Below are 25,413 nucleotides of genomic sequence, written 5' to 3' on the forward strand. Positions count from 1 at the left end.
AGAAAGCAACTTCATATCTTTATGAATCATCACCTTAAATTCTTTTCTAATTTTTTGTTCCACAGCATCATTTAATTGCTCAACCTTACAAGCAACACATACTATTATATTATCTTGAATTAAAAACTGACGTAAATCCTCTAGCATTTCGTAAGCATTAGATATATTTAAGTCAAAATCATCTATGGGTACAATAAGAAAGTTTTTGGTCTCTTTTGTTTTTGAAAAGCCATAAATACATTCTAAATATTTCTTTACTAATTTGTTAAATGTGATTTTTAGATTTGTACCATAAGCTAGAGCACTCAATAATTCAATAGTTTCACCACTGTACACAGATGACTTCTCGCTATTTAATGTTTTTAGATTATCAAATACTTTTTGAAACCTCTTAATTAATTCCCTTTTATCATCTTCACTTAAATTAGAATCTTTCTGTTTTAGTTCATACTGAAATTTTGCAAACATTTTGGAAATCACAATTTCCAATAAAGTATCTTTATCTCTAAATAATGACGGATCAACAATATCCAAAGAGGCACAATTTATTAATTTAAGTTCTTTGTAATTATTGAAAAATGACTTGTTTTTTTCATTTACTAGTGCATCTACAAAAGATATCATAGATGAACTTTTCCCAGTTCCACGCTCTCCTGCGAATGCAATTACATTATTATAATCATTCGCACTAATACTTTTAGAATCTTCTGTATTTGAATAACTGATGATTTCTACAACCGCTTTGGTGGCTTTAGTATAAACTTCTTTAAAAAGAGAAGTTTCAAAGACTCCAACATTTTCTTTTTTAATTTTATATTCGTCACTAATATTTATTGTTATTGCCATTCATTAAGTTTTAAGTAAATTTTTATTATAAGTGATTAAATATATTTAATTAAAAAATGTATTTTACTACAGGCTAGATAAGTTTATTAGTGATTTATCAACATGTATTCTGTAGAGGGAAATACTATTCCAAAATTTCCCATAACTTTACAAAAACAGAAATCCACTACATGCCACCTACTGTTGCGCTTATTTTTATGCTGTCTTTATTGACGTTTCGGTTGCTGACGACCGTAATTCATGAGTTGGGACATGCGATTCCTGCATTATTACTCACAAAAGACAAAGTTTCTGTATACATGGGGTCGCATGGAAACCCTGAAAAATCCATACACTTTAAAATTGGGCGTTTGGAATGCTATTTCAAATTCAATTTGTTTTATTGGCGTGGTGGATTGTGTGTCATGCATACAAAAGAAATTTCTTTAACGACAAACTTTATTGTTACAATTTCTGGACCACTACTTTCTTTAATTGTTGCGGGAATCACCATTTTAATAATGCATTACGGAGATTTTAATGATGTGACAACCTTGATTCTTTTCGCACTGACTTTTTCCTGTATCCTCGATTTTTTAAATAATATTTTCCCAAACAGAGATGCAATTGAGCTGCATGATGGCACAATTACCAACAACGATGGAATGCAATTAGTGAACATGTTTAAATACCGAAATGCACACAAAAAATACGAAGAAAGTGTACATTATTTCAACAATAAAGAATATGAAAAAGCCGCAGAAACCCTAGAAGAAGTGCTTGCTAGTAGAAACGATCATGAGGTTTTTTATCGATTGATTATTTATTCAAATTTGATGATTAAAAAATATGATAAAGCAAAAAAATATCAAGAAGAATTTACTGAAAAATTTCTTGATTCGTTTGAAGTTGCTGATTATATAAATGCAGGAATAATTTATGGTCATTTTACAGCATATGAAAAATCGATTGACTTGTGTACCAAGGCACTTAAAAGTTTTGAAAATGATGTAACAATTCTGAATAATCGCGGGTACTATTATGGTTTGATAGACAAACACACGGAAGCTATTGAAGATTTAGATAAAGTAATTGCTTTAGACAAAAAATATGCTTTTGGTTGGAACAATCGTGGGTTTTCCAAACTAAAGTTAGGTCAATTGGAAGAAGGTTTAAAAGATATTGAAAAGTCACTCGAATTAGATCCTGAAAATGGCTACGCATATCGGAATCTTGGTTTGTATCATTTCTACAAAAAAGACTACTTAAAAGCACTTCAATTCTATGAAAAAGCATTTAAATTAGATCCTGAAACACATAAAATTCAGGAATATATTGAGGAAGTTAATCTTCATATATAAGTATAGTTCGCATCAACTTGACACGAACTATATAAAGAACAAAGTAGTAGTATTATCCACAAATACCATCCATCGTCGTAATCAATAATTTTAAAGCTCTACGCCATTTTGAAGGAAGGAATGGAATTTTAGCAATAAGCTTAATAATGACACCTATACTATTCCAAATTACACAAACATTAGGTATTGCTTTTGCTCTTGCCATGTCACCCTTAGCTTCAACTTGCATGTTATTTTCAAGTTGATCTAAGTCTAATGCTTCAATTTCTGCATTTACCGATTCAAATGTTAATTCTACCATAATTTTATTTTTATATTAATAACTGATTCAAATGTAGATAGTTATGCTTTTGTAAAACATACCTATTTGTAAGTATTTTTACATTTATTGACTATAAAAATAGTTTTACGACTATTTTTATAGTCATAATTAAAATATTCTGCTATATTTGCAACATGAATGAATTGACAAAAGCAGAAGAACAAGTCATGCAATATGTATGGAAACTCAACAAAGCATTTCTAAAAGATATTGTAGCACAATTTCCTGAACCAAAACCCGCATACACAACTATTTCTACAGTTGTGCGCGTGTTGGTCAAAAAAAAGTTCTTGAATTTTGAAACCTACGGCAAGATTCGTCAGTATGAACCTGCGGTTTCTAAAGAACGTTATTTTTCACAGCATATGAAACAAGTTATCGGAAGCTTTTTTAACGGTTCTACCAGTACGTTTGCTTCTTTTTTTGCGGAAAGTGATACGCTCAATTTGACCGAAATGGAGCAAATGAAAACCTTATTAGAAGAAAAAATTAAAATGCTAAAAGCGAAAGATGAATAGTTTTCTTTTTTACTTATTACAAGTCAGTTTGATTTTTGGCGGATTTTATCTTTTATATAATTGGCTTTTCAGCAGATTTACCTTTCATAACTTCAATCGTGGTTTGCTGTTGCTTATTGTTCCATTGTCGTTCCTATTGCCATTTAGCAACGTGTTGTTTCCGCAGATAGCCCATTTTTCCTATAAAATTCCGTTGATTGAAAATCTTTCAGAATTTACAAAAATAGAAAGCTTCTCTGAAAAACTAACCGTTTCTGCGGAAGCGAACATAAATTACGTTTCCTTGGTCTTTTCCCTTTATGTAATTGGTGTTCTCGTATTTCTATCAAGATTTGTCCGAACGACCTATAAATTATTTCAACTCAAAAAACATTCAGAAAAATTTTCATCAAACAATACAACGCTTTATAAAACGGATGTTTCAGAGATATTCTCTTATTTTCAATGGATTTTCATTCCGAAATCGCATACTTCAATTGACGAATTAATCATCACGCACGAAAAAGCGCATATCAAAAAACTACATTCTATAGATGTTGTTTTCGCAGAACTATTCATTGCTATTTGTTGGTTTCATCCACTCGCCTATTCCTATCGAAAATCGTTAAAAGCAATCCATGAATTTCAAGCAGATGCGTTTGTTTTACAGCAAAAAGTAAAGAAATCAGCTTATTTAGAGTTACTCTTAAGGAGTCTTGAACCAAAAAACACCAATCCTATTTACAATTATTTTTCTCATCCAACACTCAAAAAACGAATAGAAATGATGACCAAATTACCATCAAAGAAACACTCAAAACTCCTATATTTATTATTAATTCCAGCAATTGCACTTGCATTTATGGCATTCAGGACTCCAGAAACGACCTTTGTTCCGAAAGAAATGTTGCCGATTGCAATTTCAACAAATGGAACACCTTCGTTATTTCCCGTGCAAAACGGAACCTTAAAAAATATTTCTTCCAAATTTGGTGTTGTGAGAAAACATCCGAAGTTAAAAAATAAAACGGCACATAACGGAATTGACATTAAAGCCAAACTTGGAACACCTGTGGTCGCTACGGCAGATGGCGTAATCGTTAAAGCAAAAAACGAAGGAAATTGGGGAAATTTAATCGTTATTTCACACGCAAACGGTTTTGAAACTTGGTATGCACATTTAAAAGGATTCAACACGGTATATCGTAAAACTGTCAAAAAAGGTGACATTATTGGCTATGTTGGCAACACAGGATTATCTACCGCGCCACATTTACATTACGAAGTGCATCAACACGGAAAGCGCTTAAATCCAGTAAAATACATTACAGAATAAACCAAAAAATATAGATACAATTATTTGCCAAAGATTGCGTTATTAAGGCAACCCTAAACATTATTACATAAAACTAAAATTGAAGTACTACCACATGAAATCATTTTATTTGATCGTTTTCGCATGCTTTTTAAGCAGTTATGCGCACAGTCAGACGAAAGACAGTTTAGCCATTGAAAAGGAAATTGGAGCTAAAATTCAAATTGAAACATACGACATTAACACAAATCTTCCGATTGTTTCAAATGCATTGCAAATTATAAAAACGTTAAAAACGACAGAAAAAAGTCTTAAAAAAGATTGGATTGCCGAACATTGGAATACCAAAGTATTTAATCCGTATAAAAAAGTAAAGAAACAATATCCGCTACAAATTAAGTTTGACGACAGTACGTACGCATCACCAATTCCACGAAAAAAAGTGGTGACTTCGCGTTATGGTTGGAGAAACCGCAGAGCGCACAACGGAATTGATATTGATTTGATTACAGGCGATAAAGTCATGTCTATGTTTGATGGTGTAGTTCGCTATGTAAATAGACATTCCGGACATGGAAAAACGGTCGTTGTTCGCCATTTTAATGGATTGGAAACTGTGTATGCACACTTATCGCGTCAATCGGTAAAAGTAAACGATACGGTAAAAAAAGGACAAGTAATTGGTCGTGGCGGCACTACAGGAAACGCACGCGGAAGTCATTTACATTTAGAAATTAGATTTCAAGGAATTCCAATTCATCCAGAATATTTATTTGATTTTTCTGATGAAAACAATCTAGTGCGAAACGACGAAATTTGGGTAACTAAAAGATGGACAGCAGCTTACAGACACAACTCGAAACGTAAATCAAAAGTAGAATTGTGCACTACGGAAGAAGAAGCCATTGCAAGCAAAGCCAATGAAAAAAAGATATATACAGTTCGTCGTGGAGATACGTTGTCGAGAATTTCCAATAAATACAATGTTTCCATCGCAACTTTGTGTAAAGACAATGCGCTCAGGAGAACGTCTACGTTGCGAATTGGACAAAAAATTATTGTGAATCAATAAAAAACATAAAAAATAGCGATGTCTGAAAATAAAAAAATGTCGTTTTAATTTGACTAAAATTTTGTTTTCAAACAGCGCTATTTTGGCTAATTTATAATATTTACAACGCTTCCAAAATCTCTTTCGGATCTGCTCTTAATTTATAATCTTCTTCTAAAAAGTGATACGAAATTGTTCCATCTTGTTCTACAATATACGTAGCGGCAATTGGTAATTCCTGATGTTCATTTCCCTGACTTGCATCTAAATCAATTCCGAATTTCTTATATAATTCCTGTAAATCTGGCGGTAATTTGTAGACCAAATTCATACTGCGTGCGATGTTCATGTCTATATCAGACAATACTTCAAAAGTTAGTTCATTCTTTTCTTTTGTTGACAACGAATTATCTGGCGTTTCTGGACTAATTACAACTAGCTTTGCTCCTTTGGCTTCAAACGCTGGAACTGCTTGTTGTAAAGCACGCAACTGAATATTACAATACGGACACCAATTTCCGCGATAAAATGCAATAATTACTTTATGTTCTTTTAAAATATCTTGAATGCTTACGTTATTTCCTAAAGCATTTTTTAGTGTAATCTCAGGAATTGAATCGCCTGTTTTAAAAGCTTGTGCGATCATTTGAGAAGCAACCAAATCATCAATTGCTTTCTTCATAATTATTTGTACTTCTTTAGGATGTCTTTTTGCACTTGCGTCTGCAAATTCTTTTAACTCTGTTGTTAAACTCATTATGTATATTTTTATGCTTTAGACAGAGAAAAAGTAGAAAAATTACAAAATTCCTAAAATAATTCACAAATAACTAAAAATCAATAGTATATATTCTGTGAAAAAAGAGATGTTCTAACTATTTGGTGTTAAAAAGTAGGGTGTTTTATAATTAGCTTGTTTTAATCGAAAGAAATCGTTAACCAACCGTAAACTAAAAAATTCGCATGAAAAAGAAACTACGTTTAACGCTTGCTGGAGTCTTATTACTTGGATTTTCCGCGCAAGCACAAAACTGGCGAACAGCGACTCTTGACGAAAACAGCAACTATTTTGAAATTGTTGAACAGGAAAATCAAGTTTTAGCTCCAATCCGAGAAAATACAGATCGAAGAAGTAAAAAGAAAGTTAAACAGTTTGAGCGTTGGGCAGCTTTCTGGAGAGATCGTGTGTTGCCAAACGGACGTTTTATGTCGGCTGCACATACCGCAAATCTTTGGACTTCAGAACGCGCACGACATGCAGATGCAATTGCAAATGGTGAAAGTGTTGCTTCGGTAAACTGGTCTTTATTAGGACCGACAACATTTCCAGTATCAAACATTGGGTTTTACCCAGGAATGGGACGTTTAAACGCAGTTGCTTTTGTTGGAAATGATACCAATACAATGTACGTTGGTGCGCCAGGCGGAGGCGTTTGGAAAACGACTGATGGCGGGGCAAATTGGACAGCCCAAGGAGATGAATTCCCAAACATGGGCGTTTCTGACATCGTTATAAATCCTACAAATACAAATACTGTATATGCCGCTACAGGTGATGCAGATGGATTGCAAAATAGATCTGTTGGTGTTTTAAAAACAACAGATGGCGGTACAACTTGGAACACAACTGGACTTGTATTTAACTTAGGTCAAAACGACATCATCAGCAAACTTTTAATTGACCCTAACAATCCTGATACAGTTTTTGCTACCACACGAAACAACATCAAAAGAACAACAGATGGCGGAACAACTTGGGTAGATGTTTTTACACAAAATGGAGCTATTTTTAATGATATTGAATACAAATCTGGAAGCAATACGATTCTTTTCGCAACTTCGAGAACAGGACGTTTTTACAGATCAACGGACAATGGCACAACTTGGGCACAAGTGTCAAGTCCGACATTCAATCGTATGGACATAGCACTTACTGATGCAAATGCTAATATGATTTTAAGTATCGATTCTGGCGGAAGAATCCGTAGATCAACAGATGATGGATCAACTTGGACACAAATTTCAAGTATTGGCGGATTTAGTTCACAAGGCGGATACAACATTACGTTAGCAATTTCTCCTATAAATGAAAACTTAGTCTTGGCTGGCGGCGTTGATGGATGGCGTTCAACAGATGGCGGACAAACTTGGGAAAAATACCTTGATGGATATTGGACTGCTGGAAACCCTTATTTCTACGTACATTCCGATCATCACGATATGAAATTTGTCCCTGGAACAAACACAGCTATTTCTGTAAATGATGGAGGAATTTTTATGGGAAATGCACAATTAGACAATGCTTGGGCAGATTTATCTTCAGGAATTGCCATTACACAATACTATAATGTTTCAGGAACGCCACAAAATGCAAATTTACTAATTGCAGGTGCGCAAGACAACGATATTGGACAATATGATGGAAACGACTGGATTGGAAGAAACCCTGGAAGCGATGGTGTTGAAGGTTTATGGGATTACTCTAACAGTGATATTGCTTGGACATGTAGTCAAGCTGGAGCGATGTTTAGAACCACCAATGGTTTTGCAAGTTCTCAATTTGTAAATACGCCTTTTGGCGCACCATTTGTTTGGGAATTGGAAATTCATCCAACAGTACCAACAACAATTTTTGGAGGTTTTAATGATATTTACAGATCCACAAATCGTGGTACAAGTTGGACTAATCTAAACTCTGGTGCAGGAACTATTGAATTTATCTCAATCTCGCCTTCTGATGCAGATGTTATTTACGTTTCGGGACAAAGTGGCACAATGCGTAGAACAAATAATGGTGGAACTTCATGGACACCAATCAATTTACCACAAGCTGGAAACGTAAAAAGTATTGAAGTACATCCTACAAATCCTGCAGAAGTTTACATTGCTTATTCAGGATATTTGGCTGGGAAAGTTTACCGATCTACCAATAGTGGTTTTTCTTGGACAGATATCACAGGAAGTTTACCAAATATTCCAACACACAAAATATTATACAGAACAGGAAGTATGACAAACGAATTGTTTTTAGCAACAGATTTAGGTGTATATTATAGAAATGATACCATTGGTGATTGGCTCAAATTAGGACAAGGATTACCAAATGTAATCGTGAATGATATTGAAATTCACTATGCGACAAACATGTTAAGAGCGGCTACCTATGGTCGTGGTGTTTGGGAAGTTCCTGTAGATGAGGCTGCACTATCTGTAGAAGACAATCAATTAGCTTCCAATGCAGTAAGCATCTATCCGAATCCAACAGTAAACAAAAGCTTTACAATCACACTCAACAACTTATCTGGCGATACAAATATCTTGGTGTACAACTTGATCGGTTCTGTAGTAAAAGAAATAAACACAACTTCTATTGAAGAAAAAATAAATCTAACAGGTTTTTCCAAAGGTTTATACTTAGTAAAAATCTCAAATGACGGAAAAACACTTACAAAGAAAATTGTTGTTAATTAATGAAACGGTTTTTGATATTATTGATATTGTGCATACTAACACTCAATATAATGGCTTGTAATGAAGGTATTAAGCTGATAGCTTCTAAAAAACAAACCATTGTACAAGGTATCAAATCAGCAACGCCGTACACTAACTATCTTTTTGAGATAACACTAGATGACACTGTCAATTTAACGATTGACAGTGTTATTGTTTACGATTCCAATCGTTGTATGAAGGTCAATCATTATCTCTCAAAAAAGACAACAGCAAACAAAGTAGCTTTACATGCTGCAATAAAAGAAGGCAATTATACTTTATTAGATAATTGTAATGCTTCTGCAGAAAAAGTAATGGTGCATTACAAAATCAATACTAAAAGTAGAAAAATAAAAATTTCCTCTTTTGAAGAAGAAACAGTGACACGAAGATGATTCGTTCGCACTATTTACTACTAAATATGCAAAATCCTGACGTAAGGGCACGTCAGGATTTTTTGTGTTTATAACTATTTAACGTCAGTTCGATATAAATCAATCAATTTATATTTATTAGTAATTTTAGAAATAATTCTGCTATATGATTCATTTTTAGGGTTTTATTTTCGTTTTCTTTGCTTACCCAAAGAAAAGAAACAAAAGAAAGGGAACTTTTCCAGAGGTATTTTTAGTTTTCCTTTTATGGAAAAACTAAAACCGCATGAGTTTTTCTAAATTTTCTCCAAGGTTTCGAAAATTTTTAACGAAAAACTCCTGCTATACTGCGGAAAAGAAAAGCTTCAAACTAAAATTCTTACGTCGAACTCACGTTATTTAAGTAACTTAAGATAGCTTAATATCTATTTGGCTTTTTGAATTCTTTCTGTAAAAAATCAAATACTGTCGTATTGAATAATTTTGAGTTATCTTCAGGAAACCAGTGAGTTTCACCTGGAAATATAGCTAGGTTTGCATTAGGAATGGCTTGAAAAATTTTTATGGTGTGCATATCTTGTATAAGATCATGATCTCCTGCCATTATTAATGTTGGTGAAGTAATACTTCTAAGATCATCAAATTTTAATTGTGGATAATATACGAGCTGTTTCAAAAGTTTATAGTCAAAAGTGTCTTTCTCTTTTTCATCTTTTTCAAGCCTTTCTATATTTTTCTTATGTAATTGTAATCGTTCAGGCAATAAGCCATTTGGATGAATATTTGCCGCCATGGCAATTAATTTTTCTACCTTTTCAGGATATTTCATAGCTACAATCAATCCGATAATACCGCCGTCACTCCAACCAATAATCGATACAGTATCTAACTTTAATTTCTCTAAAAAGTCGTGTACATCTTTTGCTTGGTTTACATACGTTAGTTCATCATCATTATCCGTTGATCTTCCTCTACCTCTACTATCAAGCGCAATTACTTTATAATGTTTTGAAAAGAAATCTATTTGACTTCGAAATGCACTTATCGACTGTCCTGCTCCGTGCAATAGCAACAATGGTTTGCCTTTACCATAAATTTCATAATAGAGTTTTACGCCATTAACATTTACAAAACCTCCTTTATCATCATTTTGTCCGTAAACGTCTTTACCTTCTACTAAAAGACAATAGTTATCATTATTAGATTTTTCTTTGGTTATAACTGCTGTAAAGTTTCTATTTGATTGATACGATTGATTTTCCCAAATAGCATTACTATTATCGCGATTTTCTTCAAAATCAGGATTTTGAAGTTGTAGTTTTTCCCATGTTCCATCTTTATTTTGAACTTCTAATTTAAAATCATCAAAGAAAAATTTCCCATTATTTATACACATCAATCCGAATGCAAGCGTTTTTGCAGTAGGCTCTATCATGCCTTCAATCGTAATAGTTTGCCATTCTTCACTTACGAGTTGATTATGACTGTTTTTGGAGTGTAATATTCCACCTTCCTTTGAAGCATCTATTAAATTCATGAATAAATACACCTTTTCATTTCCATTGAAAACTTCTTTTCTAATATTGGCGGATAATTTATAAGGTTTATTTATGTGAGCAGAAACATCTGTACCTTGTGTAATATACGTGTAGTATTCTGATTTTAATTCTTGAGCATGTACATAAAAACTGCAACACAATAGCATGAAAAGCTTAATGAGAAAATTTTTCATTAGGTATATTTAAGTTGATTATTTATATTTTAAAAAAAGTCTAATTCCAGAAAATAGCAGGCTTTATGTGTGATTCTAAGTCACGTTCAGAATGACGTTATGAAGCGAATCTGAAAGTAAGACGTTACTAAAGTGCTAACAGCGAAACACTTTAACATTCTAAACCCAAAGTTTTCAAAGTCTAATTTTATAGTTGAAGATTGAAGTGTATTCATAAAAGAACATTATTCTTTTGTATCAAAACTTAAAATCGAAACAGCCTTGAATCATTAAATTTTTAAATCCTTGAATTGAGCGAAGCGAATCCAAGAGTAAAGCTCTACTAAAATACTAACAGCGAAGCGCTCCAACATTCTAAGAGCGAAGCGAGTTAATACTCCAAAACCTCTTTTAAAGCTGCTTCAAACTCATTTTTCGGTAAATACTGTTGTTCCAAACCTTGATCGAACGGAATTGGCGTTTCCATACTTGCCACACGTTTTACAGGTCCATCCAAATACTCAAAACAATTCTCCATAATCATGGCAGAAATATCACTTGAAATACTCCCAAAGAGTGAATCTTCTTGTAAAATAATCGCTTTTCCTGTTTTCTTTACAGAAGTATAAATTGCTTCTGTGTCTAACGGTTGCAACGAACGTAAATCAATCAAATCTGCAGTAATCTCAGGATTTTTAGCTAACGTATCCAATGCCCAATGTACAGCTGAACCATACGTAATAATTGTAATATCAGTTCCTTCTTTTAGCAAAGAAGCTTTCCCTAATGGCAACGTGTAATAATCTGTAGGAACATCTTGATAAATGCTTCTATACAACGCTTTGTGTTCAAAAAATAATACAGGATTCGGATCATTAATTGCAGAAGTCAACAAACCTTTCGCATCATACGGAAAAGCAGGATACACTACTTTTAACCCAGGTGTTTTGGTAAACCAAGCTTCATTTGTTTGTGAATGAAAAGGACCAGCGCCAACACCTGCACCACAAGGCATTCTAACTACAACATCTGCATTTTGATTCCAGCGATAGTGAGATTTTGCTAATAAATTTACAATCGGATTGAATCCGCTTGATACAAAATCAGCAAACTGCATTTCCATCACTGCTTTCATTCCGTTTACAGAAAGTCCGTATGCCGCAGAAACAATTGCTGATTCACAAATTGGCGTATTGCGAACACGTTCTTTTCCAAAATGATTTATAAATTCGTTCGTAATCTTAAAAACACCACCATATTCTGCAACATCTTGTCCCATGATTATCAAGTCATCATGTTTCTCCATCGACTGTTTCAATCCTTCCGAAACGGCATCTACAAAACGAATATTTTCTTTTTTTTCATTTGGGTTAACTTCTTTATATACTGAATCTTGATACACATCATTTAATTCTTTACTTTTAGTCGAAGTTATTTTATCTTCATCAAAAGCGCGTTGTAAGTTTTCGTTGATTTCAGTAGAAATTTCTTTTCTAAAAACTTCATCAATTTGAGTCGTTAACAAACCTTCAAACATTAAAAAATTACGATACATATCAATCGGATCTTTTGCTGCCCAACGATCCATTAACTCTTTCGGAACATACTTTGTTCCACTAGCTTCTTCATGTCCGCGCATGCGAAATGTTTTGAACTCTAGTAAAATTGGTCTTGGATTTTCACGAATACTATCTGCCAATTCAGATACTTTCGTATACACTTCCAAAATATTATTTCCATCAATTACATGCGATTCCATTCCGTAACCTTTGCCTCTATCAGCCAAATGTTCGCAATTATATTGTTCTGAAGTTGGTGTAGACAATCCGTAGCCATTATTTTCAATACAGAACAACACAGGTAAACTCCATACAGAAGCCACATTTAAAGCTTCATGAAAATCTCCTTCACTTGTTCCGCCTTCACCTGTAAATACTGCACATGCATGTTTATTTTCTTTTAATTTATTTGCCAAAGCAATTCCGCTTGCCACACCAAGTTGCGGACCTAAATGCGAAATCATTCCAACAATATTAAATTCTTGTGTCCCAAAGTGAAAACTACGATCACGTCCGTTTGTAAAACCATTCGCTTTTCCTTGCCATTGCGAAAACAAGCGATATAATGGAATTTCACGCGTTGTAAAAACTCCCAAATTACGATGCATTGGAAGCACATATTCATCCTTCGTAAGTGCAGAAGTCACACCAACGGCGATGGCTTCTTGCCCAATTCCGCCAAACCATTTTGAAATTTTTCCCTGACGTAGAAGTATCAGCATCTTCTCCTCTATCATTCTAGGTTTCAGCATTTTCTTATATAGCGAGATCAACGTATCGTTGGTCAAATTTCCTTTTTTATATAACATGGATTCTTCTGTAGTTGGCATTGATTGGTTTACTTTAAAACTATATTCAAAAATCAAGAAAAAAAACGGTTCATCAAAACACAATGCCATAATTTTTAAAATTGTTAATAACTCTCTTTTTTCAACCGTATATTTTTAGCTACATTTGTAAAAACAAGCCTTCAACGGTTATAAAGTTATTAACAATTGGTTTTGAGTCACAACTGTGAAAATTACTCATCTTCATTGTTTCTTAAAAATTTAAACTTGAATTACATGAAAAATATTCCAAGCGTAGATCTTGCTGATTTCTTATCTGACGACCCAAAAAGAAAGCAAAAGTTTATTGATGAAATAGGAAAAGCCTATGAAGATATTGGTTTTGTAGCTTTAAAAGGTCATTTTCTAAGTACTACTTTAGTCGATAATTTATACGAAGAAATCAAGCAATTCTTTGCATTACCTGTAGAAACAAAAAGCAAATATGAAATTCCCGGTATTGGCGGACAACGCGGATATGTCTCTTTTGGAAAAGAAAGTGCTAAAGGAAGAAAAGTTGGCGATCTGAAAGAATTCTGGCATTTTGGACAATATGTAGAAGATAATGACAAACTAAAAGCAGAATATCCAGATAATGTTGAAGTAAAAGAATTGGAAAACTTTAATAAAGTTGGAAAAGAAACTTATAAAATGCTTGAAAAAACAGGCGTTTACGTACTTCGTGCATTAGCTTTGTATTTAGGATTGGATGAATTCTATTTTGATAATTTCATTAAAAATGGTAACAGTATTTTACGTCCAATTCACTATCCGCCAATTACAAGTGAACCAAAAGATGCCGTACGTGCCGCAGCACATGGAGACATTAATTTAATTACTCTATTAATGGGCGCGCATGGAAAAGGATTGCAAGTACAACGTCATGATGGCGAATGGTTAGACGCAATTGCAGAGCCAGACGAATTAGTCATTAATGTTGGTGATATGTTATCACGTCATAGTAACAACAAATTAAAATCTACGATACACAGAGTCGTAAATCCACCAAAAGAACTTTGGGGAACTTCACGCTACTCTATTCCTTTCTTTATGCATCCAATTAGTGAAATGCCGTTGGATTGCTTAGAAAATTGTATTGATGAAGACAATCCGAAGAAATTTGAAGACATTACCGCAGGTGAGTTTTTAAATCAGCGATTAATTGAACTCGGATTGATAAAAAAATAGTACGATCAAGTATTTTCCGAATATTTTCAAATAACACTAATGGCAATCGCTATTAGTGTTATTTTTTGAAGAAAAGAAAGCAATTCTACCTTCTATCGGAAGTATATTCAATATATTTAAACAATAAAAACACGTTTCAAAGAACATTCTAAACAAAAAAAGACACAGTACATGGCAAAGAAAAAACTCGGTTTGGAAGATTTAGGAGGATTTGTATTCTCTACCAACGATGATTTTGAATTGGAAAACGAAACTGTCGAAGAAACACTTTCTCCAAAAGAACAACACCTTGAAGCACACTTTAGCAACAAAGGTCGTGGCGGAAAAGTAGTTACAGTTGTCAAAGGTTTTGTAGGCACAGAAGAAGACTTAAAAGCTTTAGGGAAACTCCTAAAAGTAAAATGTGGTGTTGGCGGAAGCGTAAAAGACAATGAAATCATCATACAAGGGAAATTTAGAGATAAAATTATCGAAATTCTTCAAAAAGAAGGATATAACGTAAAACGAGTTGGCGGATAATGAACGACAAGACTTTACATATTCTTAATGGTGATACTTTAGTGGATCGACTTCCTAAAATTGGAATCCAAGAAGATCAATTGGTATGGCGCGAAATGCTCTGCGAAGGTAAAACGAATTACGATTTAACATCGGAAGCGTTTAAAAATGAACGCATTGCCTATTTAAACCAATTCAAAGCCACTGAAGAAACTTATGTAAAATCCTTTCTCAATCCTTTACTAACTACAAATTACGAAAACTATACAACTATAGTATTGTGGTTTGAATACGATTTGTTCTGCCATATCAACATGATTGCAGTTTTAAGCTACTTAAAACAACAAAAAACTACGGCAAAAATCTACTTAGTTTGTAGTGGTTGGATTGAAAATGATACGCAATTAAAAGGTTTGGGAGAACTCTCTGAAAAAGAACTCAAAAATCATTACGAACAAAAAATTGAGTTAAATAATGATGACATACGACTTGCCGATCAATTGTGGAAACTCTACTGTAAAAACGATCACAGCTTATTCAAAAAATACATTACGCTCAAATCATCCTTTCCCTATCTTTCCAACTGTATCAGCGCGCATTTAAAACGTTTTCCTGCTGTTGATAGTGGATTAAATGTACTAGAAACCAACATCCTAAAAATCATTCACAAACAAGAAATAAAAAATGAACGCCAATTAGTTGGTTATGTCTTACAATATCAAGGTTATTATGGCTTTGGTGATTTACAGATACAAAATATAATTCATAAATTAGCTATCTTTTTCGAGACAAAAAATGGTCGATTTGTCTTAAACAGAAAAGGATTATTAGCAAAAGATCACATAAAAAGCTTCTACGACGAGCTTTCGGATGATACTATCTTTGGAAACTGTTCCAAATATGAATACTGTTATCATCCATCAAAATTAATATTGACAAAACATGAGTAAAATAGCAGCATCTGAATTAATCATAAATCCTGATGGAAGTATCTATCACTTAAACATTCTTCCGGAAGATATTGCCACAACTATCATTACTGTGGGCGATCCTGATCGTGTAAGTTCCGTAAGCAAATACTTTGATACTATAGAAGTGCAAAAAGCAAAACGTGAATTTGTCACACATACGGGAACACTAAACGGCAAACGCATTTCTGTCATTTCTACGGGAATCGGAACAGATAACATTGACATTGTTTTTAACGAACTAGACGCGCTTTTCAATGTTGATTTTGCTACGCGCGAAGTAAAACAAAGCTTCACACAGTTAGATATCATTCGTATTGGAACTTCGGGTTCAATTCAGGCAAACATTCCTGTAGACAGCTTTTTAATCAGCGAATACGCCATTGGTTTTGACAGTTTATTACACTTCTACGAAAGCGATCATGTATTAGATATGGAACTTGCAGAAGCTTTCATAAAACAAACGAATTGGTCTCCCAAAAAATCGGAACCGTATGTAGTAAAAGGCAATCAACAATTAATCGACCAATTAGCATCTGAAAAAACAGTTTCAGGATTTACCGCGACAAATGTTGGCTTTTACGGTCCGCAAAGTCGAAAAATACGATTAAATGTACAAGATGAACAACTCAATGAAAAACTTGCTACCTTCAATCACAACAATAAAAAAATAACAAATCTAGAAATGGAAACTGCTGGAATTTACGGATTAGCAAACCTATTAGGACATCGTTCCGTTTCTATGAATGCAATCATTGCCAACCGACCACTTGGCGAGTTTAGCAACACACCAAAGCAAACTGTAGACCAACTAATACAGTATACTTTAGGTAAACTAACATAAAATGTCCCAAATGAAAAAAATAAATATTGGCGGTGTTCCTGAGCACTTTAACTTAGCTTGGTATCTCACACTCAAAGAGCGTTCTTACGAAAAAAAAGGAATCAATCTGCGCTGGAAAGACTATCCTGGCGGAACTGGCGCAATGTGTAAAGCGCTTCGCAATAAAAAAATTGACTTGGCTGTGATCCTTACGGAAGGAATCATTAAAGATATCATAGCGGGAAATCCTGCTAAAATTGTACAAACCTATGTAAAATCTCCTTTAATTTGGGGAATTCACGTTGCGGCAGATGCTTCTTACAATACCATTGAAGACTTAGAAGGCACAAAAGCCGCAATCAGTCGTTATGGTTCTGGTTCGCATTTAATGGCGTATATCAATGCAGAAAACAACGATTGGGACACTGACAAACTAAACTTTGAAGTCATCAACAATCTAGAAGGTGCTATTGATGGTTTAAACAAAGGAAAAGGTGATTATTTCATGTGGGAACATTTTACCACAAAACCGTTGGTCGATCAAGGGATTTTTAAGCGTGTTGCCGATTGTCCTACGCCTTGGCCATGTTTTGTGATTGCTGTTCGTTCAGAATTACTAGAAGAAGATGAAGAAACAGTAAAAACCATATTAGAAATCATCAATGAAATGACGGCACAATTCAAAGACATTCCTAATATCGACGAAGAAATTGCCACACGCTACGAACAACAACTCGAAGATGTACAAAAATGGTTATCATTAACTGAATGGAGCCAAGAAATCATTGACGAAAAAACCATTCATAAAGTGCAAGACAAACTGTTGAGTCTAGAAATTATTCCTGAAAAATGGGAGTACGAAGAACTCACACACAAAGTATTATAAAAACTGAAGCGGACTGAAAAAGTTCGCTTTTTTTCTGGATAAAATTCATATTGGTAACATTCTACAAAATAAAGGACACGTATAAACACCTGTTTTCTTAGGGGAATTTTCCCCTTTCAAAAAGGGGTTTTGTGTCGACGAATGGTGTTTTTCACCCTGCGAATCGACAAAAAAGAGCGTTTTTGTGTCATTTAACGAAAATTTAAACAGGTAAACGATAAAATGTTTTGATTAACAGTCGGCTAAGTATATTTGGTATCAGAAAGCAATAAGGGCAAAACGTTGTTTTCGAAATTTACAAATTAATTTATCAGATTATTAACATTACAACTACTATCATTATGAAAAAATCAATTTTATTATTAGCAGCAGCAGGTTTATTATTAGCATCTTGTGGATCTAACTGTATGGGTAAAGGAGTTAACTTTGCTGACGCAGATGATGCAAAAGAAAACTACATTATGACTGCTAATGCAGAAGAAGTTTCTTGTGTAGAAGTATACTAAGGAAAAACTATCCAATTATATATACGAAAGGTTGTAACTTAAATGTTGCAACCTTTTTTGTTTGTATGTATATTGAAAGATTCAATGATTAAAGGATTGAATCATTGGTTTCTGAAAAAATATAGCAAAAGAAAAGAAACAGATTGCCACGTGTTTTAAAAAACACTCGCAAAGTCGTTTCTAAAAAAAAGAACTTCAAACAAAAATAGATTCCTACCTACAAAAGAATAACAGTAAACAAAAATCTAAGAGCGAAAGCGATCTAAAAGGCGAAGCCGATCTAATATCTAAAAGCGAAGCGATCTAAAAGCAACAGCGAGCTGCAAGCAAAGCGAGCTACCATCTAATTCCTTCAATACGCTGACTTACTAAATAATCATTACAACGACTAAAATGCTTATTATCAAACCAATATCCGCGATTCGCACTCAATGGTGATGGATGTCCTGAAGTCAGAACACAATGCTTATTTTTATCAACTTTTGCTCCTTTTTTCTTCGCAAATCCGCCCCAAAGTAAAAAAACAACATTTTCCTTCTTCTCAGAAACCGTTTTAATTACAGCATCTGTAAACGTTTCCCAGCCTTTTCCTTGATGACTTCCAGCTTGATGTGCTCTTACGGTTAAAGTTGCATTGAGTAACAAAACGCCTTGTTTTGCCCAACGTTCTAAATTTCCACTTACTGGTGGATCAATTCCAATATCGCGTTTAATTTCCTTAAAAATATTCACTAACGATGGCGGATGTGCAACACCATCATTTACTGAAAAACACAAACCATTCGCCTGTCCTACTCCATGATACGGATCTTGCCCGATAATCACAACTTTCAATCGATGAAACGGACAATGGTCAAAAGCTGCAAAAATATCCTTTCCTTTTGGGAAACATTGAAATTGTTGATATTCCGACTTCACAAAAGTTGATAGTTCTTTAAAATATGGTTTCTCAAATTCTTCTTGTAAATGAAATTTCCAGCTTTCCTCTATTTTTACATTCATATTTTCAGTTTTTAGCCATGTTGAAATTCATTTCACATTCAACATATAAATAAGTACCTTTGCAATCGGTTAAAAGTCTGCGCAACTTATGCAGATCAAAATTAGCCCAAATTTACAATGATTAAAATACATTCCAAAACATTAGATGATTTAGAGTTTGAAACCGTTTTGCAACAGGTTTCAGAGCATGCTGTCACAACCTATGGCAAGCAAAAAATTAACGATACGCAACCTTTTCAAGACAGAGAAATACTGCTTACAAATCTTGCGTACGTAAATGAATACTTGGCATCTTTTGAAAATGAAAACGTGATTCCGAATCATGGTTTTGAAGGAATATCATTGGAAATCAAAATGTTGGCAATAGAAAATAGTTTTATAGAAATTCTCGGTTTTCGTAAAATTTCAGCAATATCTAGCGCTGTCAATCTATTGATTAAATTTTTCAAAAAGTTTCAAGAATATTACCCAACATTACAATCACGATCAGAACGTATTGAATTTACCAAAGTTCTCATTACAGAAATTGACAAAGTAATCAATCGTTTTGGAGAAATAAAAGATACCGCTTCTCCTGAATTGGCACGTATTCGTCGTGGAATTTTAAGCATTCGAGGAAAAATAAATCAGAGTTTTTCTTCCGCTTTAAGCAGATATAATCAAGCAGATTATTTAGACGAAATTCGAGAAACGGTTGTTGATAACCGTAGAGTTTTAGCCGTAAAAGCCATGCATCGCCGTAAGGTAAAAGGTGCAATTATGGGAAATTCTAAAACTGGAAGCATTGTGTATATTGAACCAGAAACAACGCTACAATATTCGCGAGAACTATCCAATTTAGAATATGAAGAAAAGGAAGAAGTTACGCGTATTTTAAAAGAATTGACCGATTTTACACGTCCGTTTGCACCACTTTTACAGGAATATCAAGACTTTTTAAGTGATTTGGACGTGAGTTATGCCAAAGCAAAATATGCGGATTCTATGAATGCGATTTTGCCTGAAATTTCAGAAAAGCGTGAATTATTCCTTAAAGAAGCCTATCATCCACTACTCTATTTAACCAATAAAGAACGAAACGAAAAAACATATCCGCAAACTATTGAACTTAGTCAGAACAATAGAATTATTGTCATTTCTGGACCAAATGCTGGAGGAAAAAGTATCACACTAAAAACCATCGGATTATTGCAATTAATGTTGCAAAGCGGTATGTTAGTTCCTGTACATGAACGCAGTAAAATGTGTTTATTTGACCGAATTTTGACAGATATTGGCGATGGTCAATCTATTGAAAATCATTTAAGTACATATAGTTATCGTTTAAAACAAATGAATTACTTCTTAAAAAAATGTAATAACAAAACACTGTTTTTGATTGATGAATTTGGTACAGGAAGTGATCCAGAATTAGGTGGCGCTTTGGCGGAAACGTTCCTGGAAGTGTTTTATGAACGTGAAGCATTTGGAATAATTACTACGCATTATTCCAACTTAAAATTATTAGCAAACGAATTGCCACACGCGACAAATGCTAACATGATGTTTGATCGCAAGACCTTGCAACCAATATATCAACTCGCACTTGGGCAAGCAGGAAGTTCGTTTACCTTTGAAGTTGCGCAAAAAAATGGAATTCCGTATAGTTTAATCAACAAAGCAAAGAAAAAAATTGAACGTGGAAAAGTTCGTTTTGATGCTACGATTGCAAAGCTTCAAAAAGAACGCAGCGCAATGGAGAAAACTTCTAAATTACTAAAAGAAGAAGAAATCAAAGCGCGTGAGGAAAACGATCGATTGGAGACATTGAATACCAAAATGAAGTCCAAATTGGAAAGCTATCAACAGTTGTACGATCATGACAAACGCATGATTCATTTGGGAAATAAAATCAATGACATCTCAGAACGTTATTTTGAAAACAAAAAGAAACGTCCATTAATTTCTGAGTTTTTACGTATTGTAGAAACAGAAAATTCCAAACGAAAAAAGCAATCAGCCAAAGAGAAAAAAGCACAGAAAGCCAAGCAAAAAGAAGCGAAAAAAGAAGTCATTCAAAAAGTAGCAGTTATTCGTGAAGAAAAGAAAGTTGCGAAGAAAAAAGCAGCAAAAAAAGAAGCTCAGAAGCCAAAGGTAGTTTTAAAAGTGGGCGATCGTGTCCGCATGCCAGATGGAAAAGCGGTTGGAACAATTGACAGTATCGAAAAAGGAAAAGCAACCGTGAATTACGGATTATTTACCACGAGTATCTCTGTAGATCAATTGGAATTGGTGCAAGCGGGGAAATAGGTTTTGGGTCTTGGGTTTTTGGTCGCTTTACTTTTGGGTTTTGGAAAGTTTCTAACGTGATAATTTTAATCAAAACTAGATACCTGACTTTTTTGTAGATTTGTCAATTTGTTTGTTTCTTCACAACTTGTCATATCGAGCGTAGTCGAGATACACAACTCACTGAAATGAAAAGAAAAATTGGCATAACGATTCTCATTATCATCATCATAGGATATTTGATTCCTGAAAATTTTAGCATGCCAGTTCAGAATGCGACTTCTAAAGACTACAATAAAGAATCATTTTGGTATTATCCTTGGGGAAAATCGGTAACACACAAAGGAGTTGATATTTTTGCAAAAAAAGGAACACAATTGAATACAGCAACAGCTGGTATCGTTTTATATGCAGGAACTATTGATGTTGGAGGAAATGTTGTTATTGTGTTAGGTCCGAAATGGAAACTACATTATTATGCTCATTTAGATTCAATTACTACTTCTAATCTATCGTATGTAAGTCCCAACGAACAAATCGGGACAATTGGTGATTCTGGAAACGCTCGAGGCAAATCTCCTCATGTACATTATGCGATTGCTACTATCATTCCATATCCTTGGAAAATTGATAGCGATCGACAAGGTTGGAAAAAAATGTTTTATCTAAATCCAATCGAGTATTTGGAAGAAGCAAGGAAATAGGTTTTGTTTTTTTGGTCTTGGGTCTTGGTTTTTTGATTGCTTTGCTTTTGGATTTTGGAAAGTTTCTAACGTGATAATTTTTAATCAAAACTAGATAACTGACTTTTTTGTAGATTTGTCAATTTGTTTGTTTCTTCACAACTTGTCATATCGAGCGTAGTCGAGATACACAACTAGCCATATCAAGCGTAGTCGAAGATACATAACCCACAACTAACACATATCATTTCATTCTCGTATCTTTGTATAACTGTTTAATTGAAGTGATTATGATAGATTCGTTACCAAAAGATAAGAAAATTGTATTATTTGATGGCGTTTGTAATTTGTGTAATAGTTTTATTGACCAAATTGTAAAACGTGATAAAAATAATGTGTTTCTCTTTGCTTCGCTTCAATCAGATATCGGAATCGCCATTCGTGAACATCTGAAATTAGATACTTCCAAACTAGATTCTGTGATTTTGTTTGAACCTGACACTACTTATTATAAAAAATCAACCGCAGCATTGCATATTATGAAAGAATTTGGCGGCGCATGGAAACTGATGAAAGGTTTTTTAATTATGCCTAAATTTATTCGTGATGCAGTATATGATTTGATAGGAAAATATCGTTACAAGCTTTTCGGTAAAAAAGAAACATGCCGAATGCCTACTCCTGAAGAACGTACTAAGTTTTTGGGGTAGCCTATTCTTCCTCAACTTCATCTGCCGCTTTAATTAAACCATCAATAGTTGGATTCTTTTTTAGTACTTCTAAAATTCTATTTAATTGACTATCACTAATTTCATTTCGATTAATGATATTTAAAAACTTATTAAACTCATATAAGCTAATATTAGAATTATAATAAATTCTTTCTAATTCATCCAATTTATTTGAATTCAACTTATTTAGTGATGGATATCCTAAAAAAGAATTAAATAAGCCCTCATTTTTCCCTAGTATTAAATTGGGTTTACTATTTGCTGAATCTTTTTTCTTCAAATCATAGAAGTTAGGACTTGCAGTAATCAATGCATCTATATAAGTCTTAGAAGAATATACATAAGCATGTAATTTATCTAGATTTTTTCTACTTTCAAAAGCTCGATCTATTTCTAAATCATATAAACTATCGATTCTTTTTCTTGACTCTATTGATAATTTATTTTCACTTATTTTCTTTAGTTTATCTTTTGCTAGGCTAATTTCGATAATATCATTTGCAAATATATCCAAAGAAGTTTTAGTATTTGGTCTATATTCATCCAATACTGGTATTATTTCAGGCTTGACTATCAAAGAAGAGTCCTTTTGTTCGTTCTCAAGTCTGGTTTTTAAAAACTCGATCGAATTTTGAAAATCTTTGTATGTTGACACATCAAAACTTACTCCTTGGGGAATATTCTGCCTTGCTAAAACACCTGTCAGCCCAATAGTTTTTAGGGAAAAATTAACTTCTGCTCTTCCTAATTCAACCTGTGCTGCTAATTTTGCAAGCGAACCCTTTCCATTTATTCCAATACTATCCTTTGTTTTTATGAATTTTAATTCAGACCTTAAACCAACAGCATATCTAATTGTAGGAAGGTTTGAGCATTTAAAATCCGAATATTGAATATAATCAATAACTAAATACTGTGCCTTTCTCTGTGATTTTATATCAGCAATACCAAACGCTTGTAACGCCGCAATATTGTCTGAATTAAATAAATAATATCTATATTGAAATCCAGATGTGAGATCTTCTAGATTCCTAGGAATTTTATACTTACAATCATAAATTCTATTTTCAATTTTTTTTGAATCTCTTGCAGAAATATTCATTATTGAGTCATCGTATTCATTTAATCTAAATTTTTTTATTACCTGATTAACCAAATTATATTCTAACACAGCTTTATTATAATATCTCTTATCTGCTTGAATTGCATTAACTGAAAAAACAGAATTTTCAGTTATGGCTTTTAAATTAACACACGATAATATTGCAAAGAAACAAAGAACTATAAGTATTGTATTTTTCATGTAATGAATGTATAATTTATATTTTTAGTAATTAAAATTAAAAACCATACAATAATTTTCCTTACGGGAAACCTCATTATTGTTAAAAATTATAAATCATTTAATCAGAAAAGATAATTTTCAACTAAAAAAAATAACACTTTATATACTTTCCGCTAAAAAATGGCAAACTCCTTGCGTAGTACAATTCTGAAAACAGTATTTTTACAATACCAAATTAGCAATAACATGAAAAAATATAGTATACTCACATTATTTTTAGTAGCAACATTTTCTACTTTCGCTCAGAAGAAAGAAAAAATCAAAGGAAATCGTGAAGTAACTACCGTGATTTACGAAATTGATCCGTTTACAACGCTGAAAGTAAAAGAAGAACTCGAAATCACTTTGCTAAGTGGAACAACACCGCAAGTAGAAGTGATTGCAGACGAGAATCTTCATGAGGTTTTTAATATTGATGTCGTTAACGGAACACTCAATATTTCCACTTCAAAAGAAATTCGTAGCAGCAAGAAACTTGAAATTTTTGTCACAGTTTCTGAGGATTTAGAACGGATTCATGTAGAAAACAAAGCCGAATTAAAATCATTAACCACCATAAATCTTAAGAAAACGGAGATTAATGTAATGGACAAAGCGGAGATTGATTTGAGAATTAAATCAGATTCTCTGGCAATTAATGGTTACGGAAAAACAACGCAAAAATACCAGATTGATACACGTGAATTGATTCTGACTGCTTTTGAAGATGCAGAAGTGAAAGCAAATGTGACTGCGGAAAAAGTGACGTCGCAAGTAGAATTTGCAGACGTACAGCTTCAAGGGAAAACAGATGTTTTATATCTAGAAGTGAAAGAAAAAGGAGCGTTTTACGCTGCTGAATTCATTTCTAAGGAAATTCACGTGACAGCGACAGAACAAGCGAAAATCGCAGTTAATACTTCTGAAAAAATTACAATTGACGCACACGACCGATCTGAAATTGACTTACTCGGAAATCCTACGTCAATTATTATGCTTAAGTTTGAAGAAGAAGCCGTTTTACGTAAAGTTGACGCAAGTAAAAAAGGCTTTCTAAAACGTATTTTTTAAGCACTTTCTTTACAGTAAATTAATAGTTTTATAGCATTTAAATAGTATTTTAAGAGTGAGTATGAAACAGATACTTTTTGTATTTTTGGATTCCTGCTAAACACAGCAGGAATTAACAAACTCACAAACTT

23 protein-coding genes are annotated in these 25,413 nt (G+C 33.4%); 16 read left to right on the forward strand and 7 right to left on the reverse strand.

What is annotated here, in order from left to right; all coding sequences use genetic code 11:
- The coding region (locus tag KAOT1_RS23180) for a hypothetical protein (RefSeq protein ID WP_007093752.1) at positions 1 to 846 on the reverse strand (846 nt) is incomplete at its 3' end.
- 170 nt (positions 847 to 1,016) lie between these two features.
- Between KAOT1_RS23180 and KAOT1_RS21905 the strand changes: the two genes are divergently transcribed.
- Positions 1,017 to 2,186, forward strand: coding sequence for a M50 family metallopeptidase (locus tag KAOT1_RS21905; protein ID WP_007093753.1), 1,170 nt, complete (start codon positions 1,017 to 1,019; stop codon positions 2,184 to 2,186).
- A gap of 52 nt (positions 2,187 to 2,238) precedes the next feature.
- On the opposite strand, the gene KAOT1_RS05565 is transcribed toward KAOT1_RS21905, so the two are convergent.
- Complete coding sequence (locus KAOT1_RS05565; RefSeq protein WP_007093754.1) at positions 2,239 to 2,487, reverse strand: hypothetical protein; 249 nt, start codon at positions 2,485 to 2,487, stop codon at positions 2,239 to 2,241.
- Between the two features lie 155 nt (positions 2,488 to 2,642).
- Here KAOT1_RS05565 and KAOT1_RS05570 point away from each other — a divergent pair, with 155 nt between their 5' ends.
- The 3 genes from KAOT1_RS05570 to KAOT1_RS05580 all read left to right on the forward strand — a co-directional run bounded on the left by KAOT1_RS05570 (position 2,643) and on the right by KAOT1_RS05580 (position 5,392).
- Positions 2,643 to 3,026, forward strand: a complete 384-nt coding sequence (locus KAOT1_RS05570) for a BlaI/MecI/CopY family transcriptional regulator (RefSeq protein ID WP_007093755.1) — start codon at positions 2,643 to 2,645, stop codon at positions 3,024 to 3,026.
- A complete protein-coding gene (locus KAOT1_RS21910; RefSeq protein ID WP_007093756.1) occupies positions 3,019 to 4,341 on the forward strand; it encodes a M23/M56 family metallopeptidase in 1,323 nt (440 codons plus the stop codon). Before KAOT1_RS05570 ends, KAOT1_RS21910 begins: the two co-directional genes overlap by 8 nt.
- Positions 4,342 to 4,435: 94 nt before the next feature.
- Positions 4,436 to 5,392 (forward strand): M23 family metallopeptidase, encoded by a 957-nt coding sequence (locus KAOT1_RS05580; protein ID WP_007093757.1) that lies wholly within the window; start codon positions 4,436 to 4,438, stop codon positions 5,390 to 5,392.
- A 100-nt stretch (positions 5,393 to 5,492) separates the two neighbouring features.
- Here the strand turns inward: KAOT1_RS05580 and KAOT1_RS05585 are convergent, their stop codons facing one another.
- Positions 5,493 to 6,128, reverse strand: coding sequence for a peroxiredoxin-like family protein (locus KAOT1_RS05585; protein WP_007093758.1), 636 nt, complete (start codon positions 6,126 to 6,128; stop codon positions 5,493 to 5,495).
- 206 nt (positions 6,129 to 6,334) lie between these two features.
- Between KAOT1_RS05585 and KAOT1_RS05590 the strand changes: the two genes are divergently transcribed.
- Positions 6,335 to 8,842, forward strand: a complete 2,508-nt coding sequence (locus KAOT1_RS05590; protein ID WP_007093759.1) for a T9SS type A sorting domain-containing protein — start codon at positions 6,335 to 6,337, stop codon at positions 8,840 to 8,842.
- A 50-nt stretch (positions 8,843 to 8,892) separates the two neighbouring features.
- Positions 8,893 to 9,258 (forward strand): hypothetical protein, encoded by a 366-nt coding sequence (locus KAOT1_RS05595; protein ID WP_007093760.1) that lies wholly within the window; start codon positions 8,893 to 8,895, stop codon positions 9,256 to 9,258.
- A gap of 397 nt (positions 9,259 to 9,655) precedes the next feature.
- Here KAOT1_RS05595 and KAOT1_RS05600 read toward each other — a convergent pair whose 3' ends face one another.
- A complete protein-coding gene (locus tag KAOT1_RS05600) occupies positions 9,656 to 10,969 on the reverse strand; it encodes an alpha/beta fold hydrolase (RefSeq protein ID WP_040559343.1) in 1,314 nt (437 codons plus the stop codon).
- Between the two features lie 370 nt (positions 10,970 to 11,339).
- Positions 11,340 to 13,337: an alpha-ketoacid dehydrogenase subunit alpha/beta gene (locus KAOT1_RS05605; RefSeq protein ID WP_157560286.1), complete on the reverse strand. Its 1,998-nt coding sequence runs from the start codon at positions 13,335 to 13,337 to the stop codon at positions 11,340 to 11,342.
- Positions 13,338 to 13,571: 234 nt separating this feature from the next.
- On the opposite strand from KAOT1_RS05605, the gene KAOT1_RS05610 reads away from it, so the two are divergent.
- From KAOT1_RS05610 to KAOT1_RS22755, 6 genes are all read left to right on the forward strand, one after another.
- A complete protein-coding gene (locus KAOT1_RS05610) occupies positions 13,572 to 14,522 on the forward strand; it encodes an isopenicillin N synthase family dioxygenase (RefSeq protein WP_007093763.1) in 951 nt (316 codons plus the stop codon).
- 171 nt (positions 14,523 to 14,693) lie between these two features.
- Positions 14,694 to 15,041 carry a translation initiation factor gene (locus KAOT1_RS05615; protein WP_007093764.1) on the forward strand — a complete coding sequence of 116 codons (348 nt, stop codon included), beginning with the start codon at positions 14,694 to 14,696 and terminating at the stop codon, positions 15,039 to 15,041.
- Positions 15,041 to 15,970 (forward strand): hypothetical protein, encoded by a 930-nt coding sequence (locus KAOT1_RS05620; protein ID WP_007093765.1) that lies wholly within the window; start codon positions 15,041 to 15,043, stop codon positions 15,968 to 15,970. Before KAOT1_RS05615 ends, KAOT1_RS05620 begins: the two co-directional genes overlap by 1 nt.
- Positions 15,963 to 16,832, forward strand: coding sequence for a nucleoside phosphorylase (locus tag KAOT1_RS05625; RefSeq protein WP_007093766.1), 870 nt, complete (start codon positions 15,963 to 15,965; stop codon positions 16,830 to 16,832). The genes KAOT1_RS05620 and KAOT1_RS05625 overlap by 8 nt, the downstream gene beginning before the upstream one ends.
- Positions 16,833 to 16,842: 10 nt before the next feature.
- Entirely contained in the window at positions 16,843 to 17,697 is an 855-nt protein-coding gene (locus tag KAOT1_RS05630; protein ID WP_007093767.1) for a substrate-binding domain-containing protein, read from the forward strand.
- 341 nt (positions 17,698 to 18,038) lie between these two features.
- Complete coding sequence (locus tag KAOT1_RS22755) at positions 18,039 to 18,203, forward strand: hypothetical protein (protein ID WP_007093768.1); 165 nt, start codon at positions 18,039 to 18,041, stop codon at positions 18,201 to 18,203.
- A gap of 336 nt (positions 18,204 to 18,539) precedes the next feature.
- Here KAOT1_RS22755 and KAOT1_RS05635 read toward each other — a convergent pair whose 3' ends face one another.
- Complete coding sequence (locus tag KAOT1_RS05635; RefSeq protein WP_007093769.1) at positions 18,540 to 19,205, reverse strand: uracil-DNA glycosylase; 666 nt, start codon at positions 19,203 to 19,205, stop codon at positions 18,540 to 18,542.
- 117 nt (positions 19,206 to 19,322) lie between these two features.
- On the opposite strand from KAOT1_RS05635, the gene KAOT1_RS05640 reads away from it, so the two are divergent.
- The 3 genes from KAOT1_RS05640 (at position 19,323) to KAOT1_RS05650 (ending at position 22,866) form a co-directional block, all read left to right on the forward strand.
- Complete coding sequence (locus KAOT1_RS05640) at positions 19,323 to 21,494, forward strand: endonuclease MutS2 (protein WP_007093770.1); 2,172 nt, start codon at positions 19,323 to 19,325, stop codon at positions 21,492 to 21,494.
- 167 nt (positions 21,495 to 21,661) lie between these two features.
- Entirely contained in the window at positions 21,662 to 22,177 is a 516-nt protein-coding gene (locus KAOT1_RS05645; RefSeq protein ID WP_007093771.1) for a M23 family metallopeptidase, read from the forward strand.
- Positions 22,178 to 22,446: 269 nt separating this feature from the next.
- On the forward strand, positions 22,447 to 22,866 hold the full coding sequence (locus KAOT1_RS05650) for a thiol-disulfide oxidoreductase DCC family protein (protein ID WP_007093772.1): 420 nt from the start codon (positions 22,447 to 22,449) through the stop codon (positions 22,864 to 22,866).
- A gap of 1 nt (position 22,867) precedes the next feature.
- On the opposite strand, the gene KAOT1_RS05655 is transcribed toward KAOT1_RS05650, so the two are convergent.
- Complete coding sequence (locus tag KAOT1_RS05655) at positions 22,868 to 24,190, reverse strand: hypothetical protein (protein ID WP_007093773.1); 1,323 nt, start codon at positions 24,188 to 24,190, stop codon at positions 22,868 to 22,870.
- A 228-nt stretch (positions 24,191 to 24,418) separates the two neighbouring features.
- On the opposite strand from KAOT1_RS05655, the gene KAOT1_RS05660 reads away from it, so the two are divergent.
- A complete protein-coding gene (locus KAOT1_RS05660; RefSeq protein ID WP_162014336.1) occupies positions 24,419 to 25,282 on the forward strand; it encodes a GIN domain-containing protein in 864 nt (287 codons plus the stop codon).
- Positions 25,283 to 25,413 lie beyond the last annotated feature (131 nt).

This window comes from Kordia algicida OT-1 (assembly GCF_000154725.1).
In the GTDB taxonomy this organism is placed as follows: domain Bacteria; phylum Bacteroidota; class Bacteroidia; order Flavobacteriales; family Flavobacteriaceae; genus Kordia; species Kordia algicida.